At 69.2% G+C, this 18,725-nt stretch carries 14 protein-coding genes; 4 read left to right on the forward strand and 10 right to left on the reverse strand.

The window, feature by feature from the left end:
- Nucleotides 1–84: 84 nt before the first annotated feature.
- The 6 genes from AMK34_RS29330 to AMK34_RS29355 form a co-directional block, all read right to left on the reverse strand.
- On the reverse strand, nucleotides 85–972 hold the full coding sequence (locus AMK34_RS29330; RefSeq protein WP_198941766.1) for an aminoglycoside phosphotransferase family protein: 888 nt from the start codon (nucleotides 970–972) through the stop codon (nucleotides 85–87).
- Nucleotides 969–2,222 carry a helix-turn-helix domain-containing protein gene (locus AMK34_RS29335; protein ID WP_073847499.1) on the reverse strand — a complete coding sequence of 418 codons (1,254 nt, stop codon included), beginning with the start codon at nucleotides 2,220–2,222 and terminating at the stop codon, nucleotides 969–971. Before AMK34_RS29335 ends, AMK34_RS29330 begins: the two co-directional genes overlap by 4 nt.
- Before the next feature lie 183 nt (nucleotides 2,223–2,405).
- A complete protein-coding gene (locus AMK34_RS29340; protein WP_073847500.1) occupies nucleotides 2,406–3,461 on the reverse strand; it encodes a chitinase in 1,056 nt (351 codons plus the stop codon).
- A gap of 203 nt (nucleotides 3,462–3,664) precedes the next feature.
- Complete coding sequence (locus tag AMK34_RS29345; RefSeq protein ID WP_073847501.1) at nucleotides 3,665–5,251, reverse strand: M28 family peptidase; 1,587 nt, start codon at nucleotides 5,249–5,251, stop codon at nucleotides 3,665–3,667.
- A gap of 96 nt (nucleotides 5,252–5,347) precedes the next feature.
- Complete coding sequence (locus tag AMK34_RS29350) at nucleotides 5,348–7,615, reverse strand: M4 family metallopeptidase (protein WP_143202627.1); 2,268 nt, start codon at nucleotides 7,613–7,615, stop codon at nucleotides 5,348–5,350.
- Between the two features lie 277 nt (nucleotides 7,616–7,892).
- Nucleotides 7,893–9,215, reverse strand: coding sequence for a helix-turn-helix domain-containing protein (locus AMK34_RS29355; RefSeq protein WP_083650030.1), 1,323 nt, complete (start codon nucleotides 9,213–9,215; stop codon nucleotides 7,893–7,895).
- 182 nt (nucleotides 9,216–9,397) lie between these two features.
- Between AMK34_RS29355 and AMK34_RS29360 the strand changes: the two genes are divergently transcribed.
- The 3 genes from AMK34_RS29360 (at nucleotide 9,398) to AMK34_RS29370 (ending at nucleotide 12,737) form a co-directional block, all read left to right on the forward strand.
- The gene (locus tag AMK34_RS29360) at nucleotides 9,398–11,260 is read left to right on the forward strand and encodes a glycoside hydrolase family 9 protein (protein ID WP_073847503.1); all 1,863 of its coding nucleotides are present in this window, start codon (nucleotides 9,398–9,400) and stop codon (nucleotides 11,258–11,260) included.
- A 113-nt stretch (nucleotides 11,261–11,373) separates the two neighbouring features.
- On the forward strand, nucleotides 11,374–12,159 hold the full coding sequence (locus AMK34_RS29365; protein ID WP_016331429.1) for a TIGR00730 family Rossman fold protein: 786 nt from the start codon (nucleotides 11,374–11,376) through the stop codon (nucleotides 12,157–12,159).
- Entirely contained in the window at nucleotides 12,159–12,737 is a 579-nt protein-coding gene (locus tag AMK34_RS29370) for a TIGR00730 family Rossman fold protein (protein ID WP_037332184.1), read from the forward strand. Before AMK34_RS29365 ends, AMK34_RS29370 begins: the two co-directional genes overlap by 1 nt.
- Before the next feature lie 258 nt (nucleotides 12,738–12,995).
- Here the strand turns inward: AMK34_RS29370 and AMK34_RS29375 are convergent, their stop codons facing one another.
- The gene (locus AMK34_RS29375) at nucleotides 12,996–13,670 is read right to left on the reverse strand and encodes a lysophospholipid acyltransferase family protein (protein ID WP_038519126.1); all 675 of its coding nucleotides are present in this window, start codon (nucleotides 13,668–13,670) and stop codon (nucleotides 12,996–12,998) included.
- A gap of 51 nt (nucleotides 13,671–13,721) precedes the next feature.
- Here AMK34_RS29375 and AMK34_RS29380 point away from each other — a divergent pair, with 51 nt between their 5' ends.
- Nucleotides 13,722–14,624 (forward strand): glucosyl-3-phosphoglycerate synthase, encoded by a 903-nt coding sequence (locus tag AMK34_RS29380; protein ID WP_073847505.1) that lies wholly within the window; start codon nucleotides 13,722–13,724, stop codon nucleotides 14,622–14,624.
- On the opposite strand, the gene cydC is transcribed toward AMK34_RS29380, so the two are convergent.
- Genes cydC through AMK34_RS29395 form a run of 3 tightly spaced genes read right to left on the reverse strand, consistent with a single transcriptional unit; the run spans nucleotide 14,613 to nucleotide 18,723 of the window.
- Nucleotides 14,613–16,163 carry a thiol reductant ABC exporter subunit CydC gene (gene cydC, locus AMK34_RS29385; RefSeq protein ID WP_073847506.1) on the reverse strand — a complete coding sequence of 517 codons (1,551 nt, stop codon included), beginning with the start codon at nucleotides 16,161–16,163 and terminating at the stop codon, nucleotides 14,613–14,615. The genes AMK34_RS29380 and cydC overlap by 12 nt on opposite strands.
- The gene (gene cydD, locus AMK34_RS29390; protein WP_073847507.1) at nucleotides 16,160–17,719 is read right to left on the reverse strand and encodes a thiol reductant ABC exporter subunit CydD; all 1,560 of its coding nucleotides are present in this window, start codon (nucleotides 17,717–17,719) and stop codon (nucleotides 16,160–16,162) included. Before cydD ends, cydC begins: the two co-directional genes overlap by 4 nt.
- An 11-nt stretch (nucleotides 17,720–17,730) precedes the next feature.
- Nucleotides 17,731–18,723: a cytochrome d ubiquinol oxidase subunit II gene (locus AMK34_RS29395; protein ID WP_073847508.1), complete on the reverse strand. Its 993-nt coding sequence runs from the start codon at nucleotides 18,721–18,723 to the stop codon at nucleotides 17,731–17,733.
- Between the last annotated feature and the right edge of the window lie 2 nt (nucleotides 18,724–18,725).

Genomic DNA, 18,725 nt, shown 5'->3' on the forward strand with positions numbered 1-18,725 from the left:
CCACCGCGATAGCGGGGCCTTCGGCCGGGCGGGTTCACGCGTATGGTCACTTTCCGAGACACCTCAAGCTCCGCCGATAGGCCCTCAGCTAGCCAGGGCGAGGAACTCGTCGAGAGCCGCCTCCGGGCCGCCGTAGGTGAGGTGCGAGATGGCGAACATGGGTGCGATCACGCGGCTCCAGGCGTACAGCCGGTCGCCGTCGAGCCCGCACGCGGTCGCCACCACCTGGCACCGGGCTTCGACTCCTTCGCGTCCGGCGCCGCCTACCACGTAGTCGACGGCGTCGAAGCACGGATCACCCACGCACGCCTTCGGGTCGATCGCGATCAGGCCGCGCGTGCCGCCGTCCAGGACGTTGCCGAGATGCAGATCGCCGTGGAGCAGCACGACGTCGGCCTGCGTGTCCAGCAGTCTCTCGCAGCGCTCGATCGCCCGCCGCCAGGTGGCCGGGCCGACCTGGGCGGCGATGGCCGGTTCGGTGATGCGACGGCCGATCCGGTCGAAGGACTCCTCGAACCGGCCGCGCAGACTCCACGGCCAGCCCTCGGGTGGGGCCACCGAGTGCAGAGCCGCGAGCAGCTCTCCCCATTGCGCCGGCAGGGTCGATGACGGCAGGTGCTCGGCTTCGGTGCCCGGCTGGATCTCCTCCAGCACCATCGCGCCGGCGTCCGCGTCGGCGGCCAGGACCGCGGGCACCCGCCCCGACGGCGCGAACACCCGCAGCATTTCGAGCTGTTTGGTCAGCAGCGGCCCGTCCGGGCTGAGTTTGAGCACCGCCGGTGTCCCGTCGGACCATCGGCAGCGAAGGACGACGGACGAGGCTCCGCTGTCGAACAACTCGCCGAGTGCGAAGTCCCATCGGGAGGCCAGGCGTTCGGCGAGGGCGGGCACACCGGCGAGCCACCCTTCGGCATCGGCGCCGAAGCGGCCGACCAAACGGGCGCCGATGTCGTCCAAGTCCACTTCGGTCACTGAGAAACGTCCTCCTCGGCTCCGAGAAGGAGCAGTCCACGCCGCAGTAGGTCCGCGGCCTCTTCGAATCGCCCCTGATCGCGAAGCAGCTCTCCCGCCTTGTCGATCGAAGCGGCCAAGACGCCGCGAGCGTCGCGGAGGGCCGCTACGTCGATGGCGTGCGCGAAGCCCGCTTCGGCTGCTTCGAGGTCTCCGCGAGCCAGCGCCAGCGACCCCTGCTGGAACACGAGGGACGCGGAGAACGCCGAGTCCGCGGGGATGGCTTCGGCCGCTTCGGAGAGTAGACCGGCGGCGTCGTCGAGACGACCGAATTCGCGGCAGACGTCGGCGAGCTCCAGCGTGACGGCGTGATCGGGCGCGGCCGCGCGTGACGCGCGAAGGTCCGCGAGAGCGCCTTCGAGGTCGTCGGCACGCCGGACCAGCGCTCGCGCGAACAGGCACCGGGCCAGCACCGGCCGCAGGGCTCGTTCGTGGAGCAGGTCGTGCAGCGCCGACACGGCGGCGACGGCGTCGGCCACCCGTCCGTCATCGAGATAAGCCTCGGCCAGCCGGCGCTGGTTCTCGGCGAGTTCGGCCAGGATCTCCTCGTCGCCGCGAGCCAGCCGCAGTGCCTCTCCCGCGTGATGCGCGGCCTGGACGGTCTCGCCGAGACGGAGTTGCCCGTCGGCGAGGTACGCGTGCAGGGTCAGTAGGAGCACCGGATGCGGATGCCGGTCGAGGCTCGCGTCGAGCGCAGTCCGGAGCAGGTGCATCGCGTGGTGCGGCTCGCCCCGGCCGACCAGGACGTTCGCCCGCAGCGCGGCGGCCAGTCCCCGGTACGACGGTATGTCGGTCGCGAGCGCGGTTTCGGCGGCGGCCACCAGCCGGGGCTGGGTGTCGCCGCGGGCGAATCGCGCGAGCCACAGCCAGGCGAGTCCGGCCTGGCGGTCACGGCCGATCTCCTCCGCCCGCCGCGCCAGGCGTCGCATCTTCGGCGCCGAACCGTTCCCCGCCAGGAAATCCGCCGCTGCCGCCGCGATGTCCAGGTCGAGCCGGACGTCGTCGCGCGGCGAAGTCACGCCCAACAGCTCACCGGTGTCCATGCCGAGCCGGGTGGCGAAATGGCGCACCGCGTCACCGGACGGCGTCCGCGCACCCGTCTCGACGGACGAGACGTATGCGGCGGTGTAGTGCGGCTCGGCGAGCTCGCGCTGGGTGAGGCCGCGTTCGGCGCGCAGCCGCCGCAGTCGTCCGCCGACCTCCTCGCCCATGACCGATAACGATACGACTCGTGAGATCGGCCTTCAATCACGCGAGTTCCGCCTCTGATCACGCGAGTTCGCCGTTTCCTCCCGGTGAGCCCAGGCGGTCGAAACGCGGGACTCATGTGATTGAAGGCGGAACTCATGTGATCGGGGGCGGAACTCGCGTGATCAGACGGACGACACGGGAGGTCAGCGGCCCTGCAGGGATTTCACGTTCTGGCCGAAGGTCCAGTTCCGCGAACCGTCCCAGTTGATCGACCAGGTCATCAGGCCCTTGAGCGAAGGAATGCTGCGGTAAGCCTGGGAAACCAGGCTCGGCGACATGTAACCGCCACCCGCGCCCGCCTGCGCCGGCAGGCCGGGGGCCTGCTTGTCGAAGGGAACGCGGATCGTCTGGCCCTGGATCACCAGGCCCTTGTCGAGGCAGTTGGTCTGCGCGACGAAGCCCTGGACCGTCCCGGCCTGGTACGAATCGCCGGAGCAGCCGTACATGCTTCCGTTGTAGTACTGCATGTTCAGCCACCACAGCCGGCCGTTGTCCGCGTATTTCTTGACGATCGGCAGGTACGCGCCCCAGATGGAGCCGTAGACAACGCTGCCTCCGGTGACGTACGCGGTCTCGGGGGCCATGGTGAGCCCGAAGTTCGGCGGCATCGCGGCGAGGACGCCGTCGATGATGCGGATCAGGTTCTTCTGAGACGCGGAAAGCGTGGTGATGTTCCCGCTGCCGGTGAGCCCGGTTTCGATGTCGATGTCGATCCCGTCGAAGTTGTACTTCTTCAGGATCGGCACGATGGTCGCGACGAATTTGTCCGCCACGGTGGCCGAATTCAGATCGATCCCCGCGGTGGCACCGCCGATGGACATCAGGATCGTCGCACCCGCGTCCTTGGCGGCGCACATTTCGGACGGGGTCGCGACCTTCACAGTCGCGTCCATCCCATCCTCCCATTTGGCCGTTCCATCGGACAGGATGACCGGAAAGGCAGCGTTGATCACGTTGTACCCGTTGGCTTTGATGCGGGCGTCGGTGATCGGGATCCAGCCCAGCGGCGGATGGACGCCGTTCGAAGCGCCGTCCCAGTTCTCCCAATAGCCTTGCAGGACCTTGCCCGCGGGCTTCGATTTGACCGCGCAGACCTCGGCGTCGGGCGAGGCGTGTGCCGGGCTCAGGACGACGAGTGTGGTGACGGCGAGTACCGCCGCGCCGGTGATTGCGAGCAGCCGTGAGACGCGACCGAACATACCCAGCTCCCATCTCGAAAGCGGTTTGAACGAACAGGAAGCGGCCGTTCGGCTCAACATAGGTCGCGGTGCCCGGCCCCCGCTACCGACGATCGGGTGGTCTAGACCAGATATCGAAGAGTTGTCCGAAATTCCCCCTCACGCACGAGGGCCATCCCACGAGGCCGGGTGTCCTCGTGAGATGGCCCTCGCCATTCGGATGGTCAGACGGTGATGGTCCAGCTGTCGAGCGTGCCGGTGTCCTGCGCGTAGGCGTCGTAGACCACGAGCGTCCAAGTGCCGGAAGCGGCCTCATTGGTCACCGGGACCGAGTAGTTCCGCGTGCCGAGGTCGGTACACGGAAGGGAACCGGTGGGCTTGACCGAATACGTGCTGCCGTCGGGCGCCCGCAGGCTGATCCGCAGATCCTCGGAGCAGGTGTGCGTCCCGGTGATCGACACCTTCACCGGCGACGTCGCCGTGCCCGTCGCACTGGAGGTGATCGGGCTGTTGACCGTCGCGTAGTCGTTGAGCGCGTAGTCGGTGCCGTTGGTGAACGTGCGCACGCTGACGTCGCCGACGGTGAGCGTGTACTGCGCCGTGCGGTCCACCGAGGTCCCGTCACCGGTCACGGTGATCGTGCTGGTGCCGTTGGGGGTGCTCGCCGACGTCGCGATGGTGAGCGTCGAAGAACCGCCCGACTGCACCGAAGCGGGGTTGAACGTCGCGGTGGCTCCGGCGGGGAGGCCGCTGGCGCTCAGTGAAACCGCTTGTGCCGCACCGGAAGTCGTCGTGGTGTTGACCGTGACGGTCGCCGACTGTCCGGCTTGGACGGTGCCCGAGGACGGGGTCAGGCCGAGCGAGAAGTCGGGGCCCGTCGACGTGCCGACGGCGAGCTTCCAGAGCGCGTAGCCGATCGCGTCGCTGTTCTTCTCCAGCGGGGTGTCCGGGATGTTGGACAGCGTGTCGCACGCGCGGTGGTAGCAGCTGTCGAACGCCTGTCCGGCGGTGCCGCCCCATTTCTGTTGCTGCGCGGAGCTCTTCGTGTAGCCGGCACCGGTCGCGAGGCCGCCGACCGGGATACCCGCGCTCTTGAACGACGCGTGGTCCGAACGGCCGTCGCCTTCGGTGTCGCCCTCGGTCTGGATGCCGATCGTCCGGAAGTACTCGTCGAACACCGCCTTGACCGAAGCCACGTCGTCGTAGACGAAGTAGCCCCAGTTGTCGGAGCCGATCATGTCGAAGTTCAGGTAGGTCTTGATCTTCGTGCGCTCGGTCTGCGGCAGGCTGTTGACGTAGAACTTGGAACCGCGCAGGCCGGACTCCTCGTCGGCCCACCAGCCGAAGCGGACGCGCTTGGCCATCGCCGGGTTCTCGCGGGCCAGCGTCAGGGCGACTTCGAGGATCGAGGCCGAACCAGAGCCGTTGTCGTTGATACCGGGACCGGCGCTGACGCTGTCGAGGTGCGCGCCGAGCATGATGACCTGGCTCGCGTCACCCTGCGGCCATTCCGCGATCACGTTCTGGCTCGAACCCGCGCAGCTCGAACAGGTCTGCAGCGTGACGTTGTAGCCGGCGTCGCGCAGTTTCTGTGCCACATAGGACACCGATGCCGGATAGCCCGGCCGCCCGGAGGCGCGGTTGCCGCCGTTCTGGTTGGCGATCGTCTGCAACGCGCTCAGATGCGCCTTGACGTTGGCGAGCGAGATGTCCGGTGCGGCGGTGGTGGTCGCCTGCGCGGGCGCGGTGACGACACCGAGTACGGCGGCCATGCCGACGACGGCCGCTCCTATTCGCTTTCCCCACTTCATGCCGGGGTGTTCCTTTCTGGGTGATGGTCCGTGAAGGCCTCCTTGAGGGACCCTGGGTCCCTCAAGGAGGCCTTCACGGACTTGTGGAGTCGGGAACTAGACGGTGATCGACCAGCTGGAGAGCGTGCCGGTGTCCTGTGCGTAGGCGTCGTAGACCACGAGGGTCCAGGTGCCCGCCGCGACCTCGTTGGTCACGTTCACCGAGTAGTTCCGCGTGCCCAGGTCGGTGCAGGGCAGGGAACCGGTGGGCTTGACCGAATACGTGCTGCCGTCGGGTGCCCGCAGGCTGATGCGGAGGTCCTCGGAGCAGGTGTGCGTACCGGTGACCGTCACCTTCACCGGGGACACCGCGTTACCGGTGGCGGTGGAGGAGATCGGGCTGTTCACCGTGCCGTAGTCGTTGATCGCGTAGTCGGTGTCGTTGGTGTACGTCCGCAGGTCGCCGCCGGTGCCGACGGTCAGCTTGTACTGAGCGGTGTGCGCGCCGCTCGCCGCGGTGCCGGTCACCGTGATGGTGCTGGTGCCGTCAGGGGTGCTCGCCGACGTCGCGATGGTGAGCGTCGAGGAGGCGCCGGACTGCACGGTGTCCGGGTTGAACGTCGCGGTCGCCCCGGCCGGGAGGCCGGAAGCGGTGAGCTTCACCGACTGCGCCGCACCGTTGACGGTCGCGGTGTTCACCGTGACGGTCGCCGACTCGCCCGGCTTGACCGAGCCGGACGCCGGGGTGACACCGACCGAGAAGTCGGGGCCGGACGGCGTGCAGGAGGTCGGCTCACCGGTCGCGGCGGTGACGCTGATCGCGTCCCACGCCGCCTTGGTGGTGTTGAACTCGGTGCAGGAACCCGGGTACAGCGCGAGCGCCGCTTCGAGGGTCGCCTTGCGGGCGGCCTTGTGGTTCCAGCTGGAGGTCTTCTTCAGCAGGCCGTTGTAGAAGATCTTCGCGGCCTTCTGGATGCCGATCCCGGTGATCGAGGTGTTGTTGCAGGTCGGGCTGGCCGGCTTGCCGACCGGCGCGGTGCCCTCGGAGAGCAGGTAGAACCAGTGGTTCTGCGGGCCCGCGGCGGCGTGCACCTCGGTGTTCGGGATGGACGACGTGTAGCAGTCGGGGTTGCCGGAGATCCTGCTCGGCTTGTTCATGTAGCGGATCGGGCCCTGGCCGACCAGGTTCACGCCCTCGCCGACGTCGTAGTCCGGGACGTCCTTGGCGTTGTTGGCGTAGTGCTCGGTGATGGCGCCGAAGATGTCACCGGTGGACTCGTTGAGCCCGCCGTTCTCGTTGCCGCTGCCCGCGCCGCCCGGCGTGGTCTGGAAGATGGCGTGGCCGTACTCGTGCGCGACGACGTCCATCGGGGTGGCCTGGCGCTGGTTGTCCTGCGAGTGGCCGAAGGTGGTCGAAGAGCCGTTCCAGTAGGCGTTGACCTGGTTGAGGCCGACGTAGGCGGGGAAGCCGCCGCCGTTGCCGTTGATGCCGTTGCGGCCGAGCCATTCGCTCAGCATCTTCCACTCGGTCTGGACGCCGAAGAGCGTGTCGACACAAGCGGTTTCCAGGTCGGTGCCGGAGCCGTTGCCCCAGTTGTCGTCCGGTCCGCTGTAGGGCGAGCCGTTCTGGCGGGCACAGCTGATGTTGCTGCGCTGCGGGTCGCGCATCGTGTACGTGCCGCCGGAGTTCGTCGTGTCGATGGTGACGTTGCCGACGTAGTAGCTGTTCCCGGCGCCGAGTGTGCCGAGCTCGTTCGACGTGGACTTCTTCGCCGCGGTCGGGAGGTTCGACATCTTGACGTCGTCACGGGTTTCGAGCACCGCGCCGGTGGCGCCGTCCACGAACACGTGCAGGTTGCTCGGTGCCGTCGCCTTGGTGCCCGCGACGACGACCTCGTAGGCGAGCTTGGGGGAGTTCCCCGCCAGCACGACGAGCTTCGGCGCGACCACACTGTCTACTTTGGACAGCTGGCCGCGGGCGACCTCGGTCGCCTTCGCCGCGGAGATCCTGGCCTTGGTGTCGACCGAGATCGTCGCGGTCTCCGCCGCGCTGGTGCCGCGGACGCGTCCGGCGCCGTCGGCGACCACCACCGCGTCCCCGCCGACGACCGGCAGGCCACGGTAGGTTCGTTCGTAAGCGGCGTAGAAGAGTCCTCCGCCGCCCTGGGTCAGCCCGACGCGACGGAAGTCCTCGTTGGCTCCCCTTCGCAGGTGATCCACTCCGGCCGCGGCGGCCTGGTCGGCCGCGCTCGCGGCCACGGCGTCGGGGCTCGCGGGCTGGATGGTGGCGGTGGTCGCGTTCGCCGGGGTCACCGGGAACGTCATGCTCAGGGCAAGGCCGGCGACAGCCGCCAACCCTGTTCTGAGCCCTCGCTGAACGGTCATGTGAACCTTCCATGGGCAGGACCGTGTACCCGGACGGCCAGTGGCGCGGCGGGGAATCAGACCGGTGCGGGTGCACGGCGGGGGACGGGGAGCGTGCCCATTCGGATAACTGGAGTTATCCCGATGGACACGTCCGAGTAAAGGAGCCGCTCACAAGGCCGTCAATGGGCCGGATGGCCTAGCGGGGCGGACGAAGATCCACATGCAAGGAATAAAATCCCTGTGTAGTAAGAGTTTTTCCCGCCATGTGCGATATATGGCGACTTTCGTATGGTTTTCAGTCCGCCGGCCCGGAATCGGACATAGCGGCCGCGCGTACACCGCGCCGATAGGCCTCCGCCGCTTTTTCGATTAATCCGCGGGCTCGCAACGTATCGCCCAAATGCAGTGAGGTGGCGACGAGCGCGCCGCGTAGTTCGGACTTTTCCTGTGCGGAGGCGGCTTCTTCGAGCAACGCGGTCGCTCCGGGCAGATCGCCGCGGGCGCGGGCGATGAGTCCCAGTAACCGGAGAACCTCGGCCCTCGCCTCGATATCGGGGGATCGATCCAGAAGCGGCCGGATCCCTTCGGCGAGTTCGGCCGCCTCGTCGAGTTCCCCTTGGCGGCGGCGGACGTCGGCGAGCTCGATGGTCGCGCCGAGTACGCCCTCCTGTGATCCGGCCTTGGCGAGCAGATCGCGCGCGAGCCGGAGTTCGGCGTGCGCCTCGTCGAGTTTCCCCAGCCGTCGCCAGAGGAAGCCGCGGGCCCAGCGGCTCCGGGCGGCGTCACGGTCGTAGCCGATCGAAGTGAACAGCCGCAGCGCCCGCGAAAGGTCCTTCTCCGCGCGGTCGACCAGGCCGATCTCCTGCCACAGCTGCGCCGCCTGCCGGTGGTAGCGCGCGGAGATGTCCTTGCGGTGGGCGGAAGGGAGGATGCGACGGCCTTCCTCGGCGGCCCGGCGCGCCCGGCGCAGCGCGCCCATTTCGATGAGCGGGTGGATCAACGCGGTCAGCAGGGCCAGTTCGGCGTCCGGATCGCTCGCGCCGGTGGCGCGGAGTTCGGCGAGCGCCGTTTCGACGAGCGCGACCGACGCGCCCAGATCGCCCGACAGCGCGCGGCAGGCGGCCAGCCGGTTGACGATCATCGCGCGCAACCGGGGTGAAGCGGCGTCGGCGAGCTCCATGGCGTGCATGAAACCCTTGTCCGCCAACGGGATGTCGTAACGCTGCCACTGGACCTCGCCGAGATAGAAGCGGGCGTGGCATCGGACGTCCGGCAGCCGATACTCGGCCGCACGTCGCTCCACACGGGAGAATTCGCGCTCCGCGGCTTCGAGCCCGCCCTTCTGCAACTCGCGATACGCGGTTTCGAGGGCGTCGGTGAGTTCCTCGGCGGCACCCGGCGGCCGATCGAAGCGAAGCTCGTCCGGCGTGAGGCCGAGCCGTCGAGCGAGGTGGGAGAGCACGTCGTCCGAGGGCAGGCGGCCGCCCGACTCGACCTTGGCGAGGAAGCCGCGGTCGTAGCGGGGCTCGGCCAGCTCACGCTGGGTCAGCCCGCGTGCCCGGCGCAACCGCCGGATCCGCGCGCCGAGTGGTTCTGCCCCGTTCGGCTTGGACGGCACCCGACCACGGTAGACGATTTCCCGGCGGGGATCCGGGTTGAGCAGGGCGGATACCCGCCAACAACGCCCGGATCCGGTGACTTTCGACCGTCGAAACGGACATATTGACTGGTGGCGTTCCGGACGCTAGCGTCTTGCGCCATAAAAAGGAAACTTTCTTAACTAATTCGAGCGGGGCGCCGATGATGGTGAGTTCCTGGTCCCGGACGGTGGCCGCGGTTTCGGCACTGATCCTCGGGGGTTTGACGGTTCCGGCGGTTTCGGCCGCGGCGGCGGTGCACGGCGAGGTCCGGGTCGACCAGGTCGGCTACGGCATCACCGAGACCAAGCACGCCTATCTCCTCTCCAGCGCGCCGGGTTCGTTCTCGGTGATCGACGAACGCGGCCGGACCGTCCATCGTGGACGGACCGGACAGTCGCTCGGCGCCTGGAACGCGAAATACCCGGCGGTGTACCAGCTGGACCTGTCGAAGGTCTGGCTGCCGGGCAAGTACCGGATCGAGGTCACCGGCGAGACCAAGGCGACGTCGCCGACGTTCCGGGTGGACACCAAGGACCGGCTCTTCACCCCGCTCGTCCGCGCCACCAACGAGTTCTTCCAGGCGCAGCGCGACGGTGACGACATCATCCCCGGCAGGCTCGACCGCAAACCCTCGCATCTGGCCGACAAACAGGCCACGGTCTACGAATGGCCCGCGTTCGGCGGTGAATTCGGTGACGAGATCACCGAACCGCTGAAGCCGGCAGGCGGGCCGATCGACGTCGAGGGCGGCTGGGTCGACGCGGGCGACTTCGTCAAGTTCACCTCGAACACGGCGTATTCGCTGGCGGAGCTGGGATACGTGCTCCGCGAGGACTACGACCGGGCGCTGGCCAAGGAGGTCAAGCTCGGTCTCGACTGGCTCGACAAGATGTGGGATGAGAAGAGCAAGACGCTCTACGCCCAGGTCGGCATCGGGACGGGCAGTGACAAGTTCGGCTTCCTCGGCGACCACGACGTCTGGCGGAACCCGCACGACGACGACCCGCTCGACGTGAAGCCGGGTGACCCCAAGTACTTCGTGAAGCACCGGCCGGTCTTCCCCGCCAACCCCGGCGGTTCCGCGCTCAGCCCGAACCTCGCCGGCCGCGTGGCCGCCGCGTTCGCCCTCGGCGCGCAGGTCGAGGCCAAGCGGAACCCCGCGCTGGCAAGGAAGTACTTCGCCGAGGCGGCCTCGGTGTTCGCGCAGGCCAAGACCGAGAACGTCGGCGAGCTGGTCACTGCGTTCCCGCACGCGTACTACCCGGAATCGTCCTGGCGGGACGACATGGAACTCGGCGCGACGCAGCTCGCCCTGGCGGCCAAGGCCCTGCGGGACCCGCGGTCGGCCGAATGGACCCGGCAGGCGGCGCACTGGGCGAAGGCCTACATCGACGTCGAAGAGAAGAGCACGCTCAATCTGTACGACACCAGCGCGCTGGCGCACGCCGAACTGGCGAAGCTCCTGCGGCACGGTGCCCCGGGCGCCGCGCTCGGGCCCAAGGAGCTGATCGGCGACCTCCGCCGTCAGCTCGACGAAGGTGTCGCGGGCGCGGCTCAGAGTCCTTTCCGGACCGCCGTCTCGGTGAAGGAGTTCGACGCGGCCAGCAAGAGCTTCGGGTTCGCCGCGACCGAGCGGCTGTACGCGGATCTGACCGGTGACCGCCGGTACGCGGCGTTCGGCTCGCAGCAGCGGAACTTCACCCTCGGCGCGAACGCCTGGGGCATCTCGCTGGTCGTCGGGGTCGGCACCACGTACCCGCGCTGCCCGCACCACCAGGCGGCGAACCTCGCCGGCGAGGAGAAGCTGCTCTACGGTGCCGTCGTGAACGGCCCCAACGGAGCGGAGAACTTCGAGCACATGGAGCTCCCTCCCGGTTCGAAGGAATGCAAGAAGCCCTTCGAAGCCTTCGACACCCCCGAGGCCCGCTACGCCGACGACCTCGCCTCGTGGCCGAGCAACGAGCCCGCCATCGACTTCACCTCGACGGCCATGCTCGCGTTCGCGTTGACCGGACGTTCCTGAGGCGTGATCGCGGGGCCCGCTTTCGCGGCGGGCCCCGCGTTCGCGTACCCGACAACTCCTGTTCGCGGCGATGCCGCCGCTCCGGACGGTGACGACGTCGTAGTCTTGGCGGGGTGAGTGAGACAAGCGAGTTCCCCGACGGCCAGTACCCGGAACGTCCGATCGAGCGCCACAAGGGCCCGGTCGTGCTGCGGCGGGATCGCCGTGACCAGGGCAGCACCACCGACCAGCGCCTGCTGGACTCGCGGGGGCCGAGCGACTGGGTGCACACCGACCCGTGGCGGGTGCTGCGGATCCAGGCGGAGTTCGTCGAGGGCTTCGGCGCGCTGGCCGAGGTGCCGCGTGCGGTGACGGTGTTCGGTTCCGCGCGGACCAAACGGGAGCACCCGGAGTACGAACTCGGCCGCAAGATCGGCGCCGCGCTCGCGAACGCGGGCTTCGCGGTGATGACCGGCGGCGGCCCCGGCGCGATGGAAGCGGTGAACCGCGGCGCCAACGAGGCGGGCGGGTTCTCCGTCGGCCTCGGCATCGAGCTGCCGTTCGAGCAGGGCCTGAACCCGTGGGTCGACCTGGGCGTCAACTTCCGGTACTTCTTCGCCCGCAAGACCATGTTCATCAAGTATTCGCAGGCGTTCATCTGCCTGCCCGGCGGCTTCGGCACGCTCGACGAGCTGTTCGAGGCGCTCACCCTGGTGCAGACGAAGAAGGTCACGAAGTTCCCGGTCGTGCTGTTCGGCAGCGACTACTGGGGCGGGCTGTACGACTGGATCGCCAAGACGCTGCTCGCCGAGGGCAAGATCGGTGAGAAGGACCTCGACCTGCTGCACGTCACCGACGACATCGACGACGCCGTGCGCGTCGTGCAGGAGTCGTACCAGGCATGGGAGGACACCCACTGATGGCGGCGCCGCGCCGGATCTGTGTCTTCTGCGGCTCGTCGATGGGCTTCGACCCGAGGTACGCCGACGAGGCCCGAGCCCTGGGCACGCTGCTGGCCTCACGGGGGATCGGGCTGGTCTACGGTGGGGCCTCGGTCGGCACCATGGGCGTCGTCGCGGACGCCGCGCTCGCCGCCGGCGGTGAGGTGATCGGCGTGATCCCCGAGGCGCTGGGCAGCGTCGAGATCGCGCACGCGGGCCTGACCGAACTGCACGTCGTCGCCGACATGCACCAGCGGAAGGCGAAGATGGCGGCGTTGTCCGACGGTTTCCTCGCGCTGCCCGGCGGCGCGGGGACGCTGGAGGAGCTGTTCGAGGTGTGGACGTGGGCCCAGCTCGGGCTGCACGAGAAGCCGATCGGGCTGGTCGACGTCGGCGGGTACTACGCGCCGTTGCTGAAGTTCGCCGACCACATGGTGTCGGAGGGCTTTCTGTCGGCTGGGTACCGGGACATGCTGTCGATCGACTCGGACGCTTCGGTGCTTCTGGACGGCTTCGTGGACTACGTGCCGCCGCCTCGTCCTAAGTGGGCTAAGTAGGGTTTCGGCTCGGCTCCTCGGTACATGAAGGCCCCCTTCATTGCGTCTAGCGCCGTGAAGGGGGCCTTCATGTACTTCACCCAGGTAAGGTGCACCGGAATGCGCCAAATGTCCCTTTAGTCTCACTCGCGCGTGCAATGAAAGGCTCTTTCCTTGCAAAATTTGCAAGGAAAGAGCCTTTCATTGCAGCGGCGAGGCGGAGCCGTGAGCAGCGGGGGAGCAAGGGACCTTTGCTACCACCCCGCGCCACCGCAACCGTCAGGCAGCGCTCTGATCAGGCCGTTTGTGGTAAGAGTCGACGTACTCCTGCCCCGAAAGCTCCAGGATCGCGTACATGATCTCGTCGGTCACCGAACGCCGGATCGCCGGCGACGAGTCCTGCCCCTCGTACCGCGAGAAGTCCAACGGCGCACCGTAGGTCACCGTGATCTTCGCCCGCCGCGGGATCCGCTTCCCGGCCGGCTGCAGGTCTTCGGTCCCGCTGAGCGCGACCGGCACCACCTTCGCCCCGGTCGCCAGCGCCAGCGCCGCGACACCGGTGTGCCCGCGGTGCAGCCGCCCGTCCAGCGAGCGGGTGCCTTCGGGGTAGATCGCGAACGCGCCGCCCGCGTCGAGCACCTTCCGCGCCGCTTCGAGCGCGGCGAGACCGGCCTGCGCGTTGCCGCGTTCGACCGGGACGTAGCCGAGGCCGCCCAGGAAACCGGCCATCAGTTTGCCCTTGAGCCCGCGGCCGGTGAAGTACTCCGCCTTGCCGAGGAACTTGACCTGTCGCATCGCCGTGAAAGTGATCACGCCGGTGTCCAGCGCCGCCCGATGGTTGGGTGCCAGCAGCACCGGACCGGTGGCGGGGATGTTCTCCACGCCGCGGATCTCGGGGCGGTACAGCGCTCTGACCAGCGGGCCGAGCACGAATCGGACGAGCAGCGGTAGCAAGGTTCCTCCATCGACAGGGTGTCGGACTCCAGCATGGCACGATCACTACTCATGAGTTGGTTCGAGCGGCGTACCTGGCAGAACCCCGATTGGACGCTCGACGACATCGTCGCTGCGAAGGGTGACCGGACGGTTTCGGTCGTGCTACCGGCGCTCGACGAAGAGGACACCGTCGCCGAAGTCGTCGGCACGGTCCGCCCGTTGGTGGGCACGGTCGTCGACGAGCTGGTCGTGATGGATTCGGGCTCCACCGACGCCACCGCCGAGCTCGCCGCCCGCGCCGGCGCGCGCGTGGTGCACCGCGAGGACGTGCTCCCCGAACTGCCGCCGGTGCCGGGCAAGGGCGAGGTGCTGTGGCGGTCGCTGGCCGCGACGACCGGTGACGTCGTCGTGTTCCTCGACTCCGACCTCGTCGACCCCGATCCGGCGTTCGTGCCGACCCTTCTCGGGCCCCTGCTCTGCGAGGAAGGCGTCCACCTGGTCAAGGGCTTCTACCGGCGGCCGCTGCGGCTGGAGAGCAGCGGCGGCGGCCGGGTCACCGAGCTGCTGGCGCGACCGGTCCTCTCGGCGCTGCGCCCGTCACTCTCGGGGCTGATCCAGCCGCTTGGCGGCGAGTACGCCGCGACGCGCGAGTTTCTCGAGTCGGTGCCCTTCGCGGCCGGGTACGGCGTAGAGATTGGGCTCATCCTCGACGCCGAAGCGCGCTACGGCCTCGAAGGGCTCGCTCAGGTCAACCTCGGCGTACGCAAGCATCGCAACCGCTCGCTGCTTCAGCTGGGTGTGATGGCGCGTCAGATCCTCGGGACGGCGCTCGCGCGCTGCGGCGTCAAGTCCGACGACCCGGCCCAGCTCACGCAGTTCGCGCAGGTGGGTGACGAATGGCTGCCGGACGTGGCCGAGGTGTCGGTCAGCGACCGACCGCCGATGCGCGAAGTGCGCGGCCTACAGGCGTAGGACCTCATCGAACCCGGCTACCTGCGACTCGCGATGCGTCACGAGGACGACGGTCCCGCGCGCGGCGGCGAGCACGTCGGCCAGGACGGCGTCACCGTGCGCCGGATCCAGACCCTCGACGGGCTCGTCCAGGACGAGGATCGGCGGTGCCGAGAGCACTGCTCTCGCCAGGATGAGCCGCTGGCGTTGCCCACCGGACAACGCGTCGCCGTCGGAGCCGACTTCGCGATCCAGCGGCAGATCGAATCCGGCCGTCGCGCACGCGTCGAGCAGTTCGGCGTCGGAAGAGCCGGGCTTCGCGAGCAGCAGGTTCTCGCGGACGGTCGTGTGGAAGACGTGCGCGTCCGCGAGCGCACCCGAAATCACCGACGGCAGCAGCGCCGGGTCGTAGGTGTCCAGCGGCTTCCCGTTCAGCAGAGCGTGCCCGGACGTCGGCGCCACGGATCCCAGCAGGACGTTCAGCAACGTCGTCTTCCCCGCCCCGCTCGGCCCCACGATCCCGATCCGCTTGCCCGGCGGCAGGTCGAGGTCGACGCCGTCCAGCGCCGGAGCCCTGCCCGCGAAGTGAACGCCGACGCCTTCGAGTCGCAGATGTCCCGGCTCGGGCACCGCGGTCCCGCGCGCGGGCGGCGGTTCGGTCAGCAGCGCGCGCACCCGCTCGGCCGACGCGCGGACCTCGACCCAGCGCTGGGTGGCCGCGGTCAGCGGCAGGACCAGCTCGAACACGGCCAGCGCGCCCAGGGCCAGTGCCGCGGTCAGGGGCGCCGAAACCCCGGCGGTCAGCGCGATGGCGACGCAGGTCAGCAGCTGAGTGAGGATTCCGGCCGCGGTCAGCAGGCTCGTGCGGTTCGCCGTCGTCCGGTCCCGCGAAGCAAGGGAATCGACAGCAGCGTGCGCGGAGTCCACAGTGGACTCGTGGACGCCGTAGGCGATCAGCTCGCGTCGCCCGGTGATCAGTTCCACGGTCCGTTCGGCGAGGTCGGCCCGGGCCGGGGCGCTCGCTTCCGCCGCCGCGCGGGTGATCCGCACGCACAGCCACGGCAAGCCGATCCCGGCGACGGCGAGGCCTGACGCGAGCACGAGCCCGGCGGCCGGGCTGACGATCAGCGCGACCGTCGTCGACACCGCGCCGACGAAGGCGGCGACACCGGCGGGCAGCAGGCAGCGGAGGATCGCGTCCTGCACGGCGTCCACATCGGACACCAGACGCGTGATGAGGTCGCCGCCCGAATGTCGCGAGACCCGGTGCGGCAGCAACGACGTGTACACGCGGGTCCGCAGGGCACCGAGGTAGCGCAGGACGACCTCGTGCCCGGCGAGCCGTTCCGCGTAACGCAGCCCGCCGCGCAGCAGCGCCAGCGTCCGCACGGCGACGATCGCCACGGTGAGCGACGCCAGCGGCGGCTGCTCGGCCGCCTTCAGCAACAGCCACGCGGCGGTGGCCATCAGCGCCAGTCCCGCCAGCTCGGCACCGGCCGCGATCAGCCCGGCACGGGCCAGCCGTACGACGTCCTTTGTGGACACTCCCCAGACGTTCACACCAGTTCCCGTTCTCGTACGGCGCCATCGTGGACTTCGAGGACGCGGGTGGCCAGCGCGGTCATCGCCGGCCGGTGGGCGACGAGTACCGCGGTCCGGCCGGTGAGCAGTTCCCGGGTCGCGTCGAGCACGGCCGCTTCGGTCCCCGCATCGAGCCTGGCGGTCGGCTCGTCGAGCAGCGCCAGGCCTGCCTCGGTGCGCGCCAGCGCCCTGGCGAGGCCGAGCCGTTGCCGCTGACCGGCCGAAAGCGGCGCGCCCAGTTCGCCGATCCGGGTCCGGTAGCCGTCGGGCAGACCGTGCACGACCTCGTCGAACGCCGCCGCGCGTGCCGCGGCTTGGACGTCCGGCACCTGGCCCATGGCGATGTTCTCCTCGACGGTCCCGGTGAACAACGTCGGCCGCTGCGGCACCCACGCCGTCCTGGCCCGCCACCCGGCCGGATCCAGCTCGCGCAGGTCGACGCCGTCGACGAGGACCCGGCCGGACGTCGGCGTGACAAAACCCAGCAGCACTGCCAGCAACGTGCTCTTGCCGGAACCGCTGGGGCCGACGAGCGCGACGTGCTCACCCGATTCGATCGTCATGTCCACTTCGGACAGTACGGTCTCGTCGCCGTATGCCACGCTCACCTTCTCCAGCACGATCCGCGGCGCACCGCGACCGGCCACGAGCGAACCGGGGACGACGTCCTCCGAACGGACGGCCAGCGCTTCCCGCAGCGTGGCGAGCCCTTCCGCACTGGCGTGGAACTTCGCCCCCGCGGCTCGCAGCGGCAGATACGCCTCCGGGGCGAGCAGCAACACGAGCACCGCGGTGTGCACGACCATGCCGCCTTCCAGTAACCGGAAGCCGATCGGCACCGCCACGAGCGCCACCGAAAGCGTCGCCACCAGTTCCAGCACCAGCGCGGACAGGAACGCGACTCGCAGCGTGCGCATGGTCGCGTCGGTGTGCGCGTCCGCCATCGCCCGCACGGTCTTCGCCTGCGCCTCCGCGCGGCCGAACACCTTGAGCGTGCCGAGCCCGCGCACGACGTCGAGGAAATGCCCGCCCAGCTTGGAAAGCAGCGACCATTGCTTGGCGGTCTTCGCCTTCGTGTGCTGTCCGACCAGGATCGCGAACACCGGGATCAGCGGCAGCGTCGCCGTGATGATCAGCGCTGACGACAGATCCGCGGCGAACAGCCGGACGAGCACCGCGACCGGGATGATCGCCGAGAGCACCACTGTCGGCAGATACCCGGTCAGGTAGGCGTCGCTCGCGTCGATCCCCTTGGTCACCAGGGTCGCGACCTTGCCCGGGTTCTCCGCCTCCGCGCCGAGAAGCCGTTTGCGCAGCCCGGATTTGACCTTCGCCGCGAACCGGCCGCCGACGGAACCCTGGACGCCGGCGAGCAGCGCCCGCACCGCGATGGCGGCGACGAGCGTCCAGGTCACGCCACCGCCGGTGAGCAGCGTCGCGAGACCGTCGGCCTGGACGAGGATCGCCGCGGCGGTCAGCGTTCCGAGGACGGCCAGTACGCCGAAGTGGCGCCGCAATCCGGGAAGGGGAGGCATCTCTCGGGCTCCTAGAAGTGCAGCAGCGAACGCTGGTCGACGCGGGTGTCGTGCCTGCGCCAGGTCACCCATTGCACGGCGGCGATCGCCACGAGCGCGGGCGGCAGGACGAAGGTGAGCAGGCTGAGCATCTCGGTACTGGTGGCCGCCTCCGTGAGGCTCAACGAGAAGCCTCCGTCCACAGAGGACACCAGCGCGTCCGGCAGGCGCAGGGTTCCGACCGCCAGCACCGGTGACGCGGACAGCATCATCGTGGCGACCAGCGCCGCCTTGTGCCGTCCCGCGCGCAGGGCCACGGCCGCGACACCCAGCGCGCCGAACGCCAGCACGATCGCGGGCAGCACCGACCACGACGCGGTGGTCTCGACGGCGCCCCAGACGACCGCCACGACCAGGAACGCGAGCGCCGGCGCGAGCAGGGCCTTGGCGATCCGGTTCGCGCGGGCGGTGAATTCGGCGGGTGCCCGGACGGCGAGGAAAGCCGCTCCCTGCAAGGCGAACAGCGCGACGAACCCGGCACCCCAGAGCAGCGCGTACGGGCTGAACACCGCGAGGACGTCGCCGGTCGGCTTCCCGGCCGCGTCGAGCGGGAGCCCGAGCACGAGGTTGCCGAGGAACACGCCCCACGACACCGCCGTCACCCAGGCGCCGACGGTGATCGCCAGCGTCCAGGCGCCGCGGCCCGCGTCCAGCCTCCTGCTGCGCAACTGCACCGCCGCGGTGAACGTGACGAGCCCGAGCAGCAGGGTGACGACCGGAAGGTACGCCCCGGAGAACACTTTCCCTTCCAGATGCGGGAAAGCGCCGAACAGGACGCCGACCGCGGCCACCAGCCACACCTCGTTGGCCAGGAAGAACGGACCGAAAGCGCCGAGCACGCGCCGTCGCCCGGCCTCGTCACGGCTGAGCCTGCCGAGCAGCATGCCGACGCCGTAGTCGTAGCCGGCCAGCGCGAAATAGCCGGCCGTCAGGAAACCGAGCACACACCACCAGAGGATCACCATCG

The organism is Amycolatopsis sp. CB00013 (genome assembly GCF_001905755.1).
In the GTDB taxonomy this organism is placed as follows: Bacteria; Actinomycetota; Actinomycetes; order Mycobacteriales; family Pseudonocardiaceae; genus Amycolatopsis; species Amycolatopsis japonica.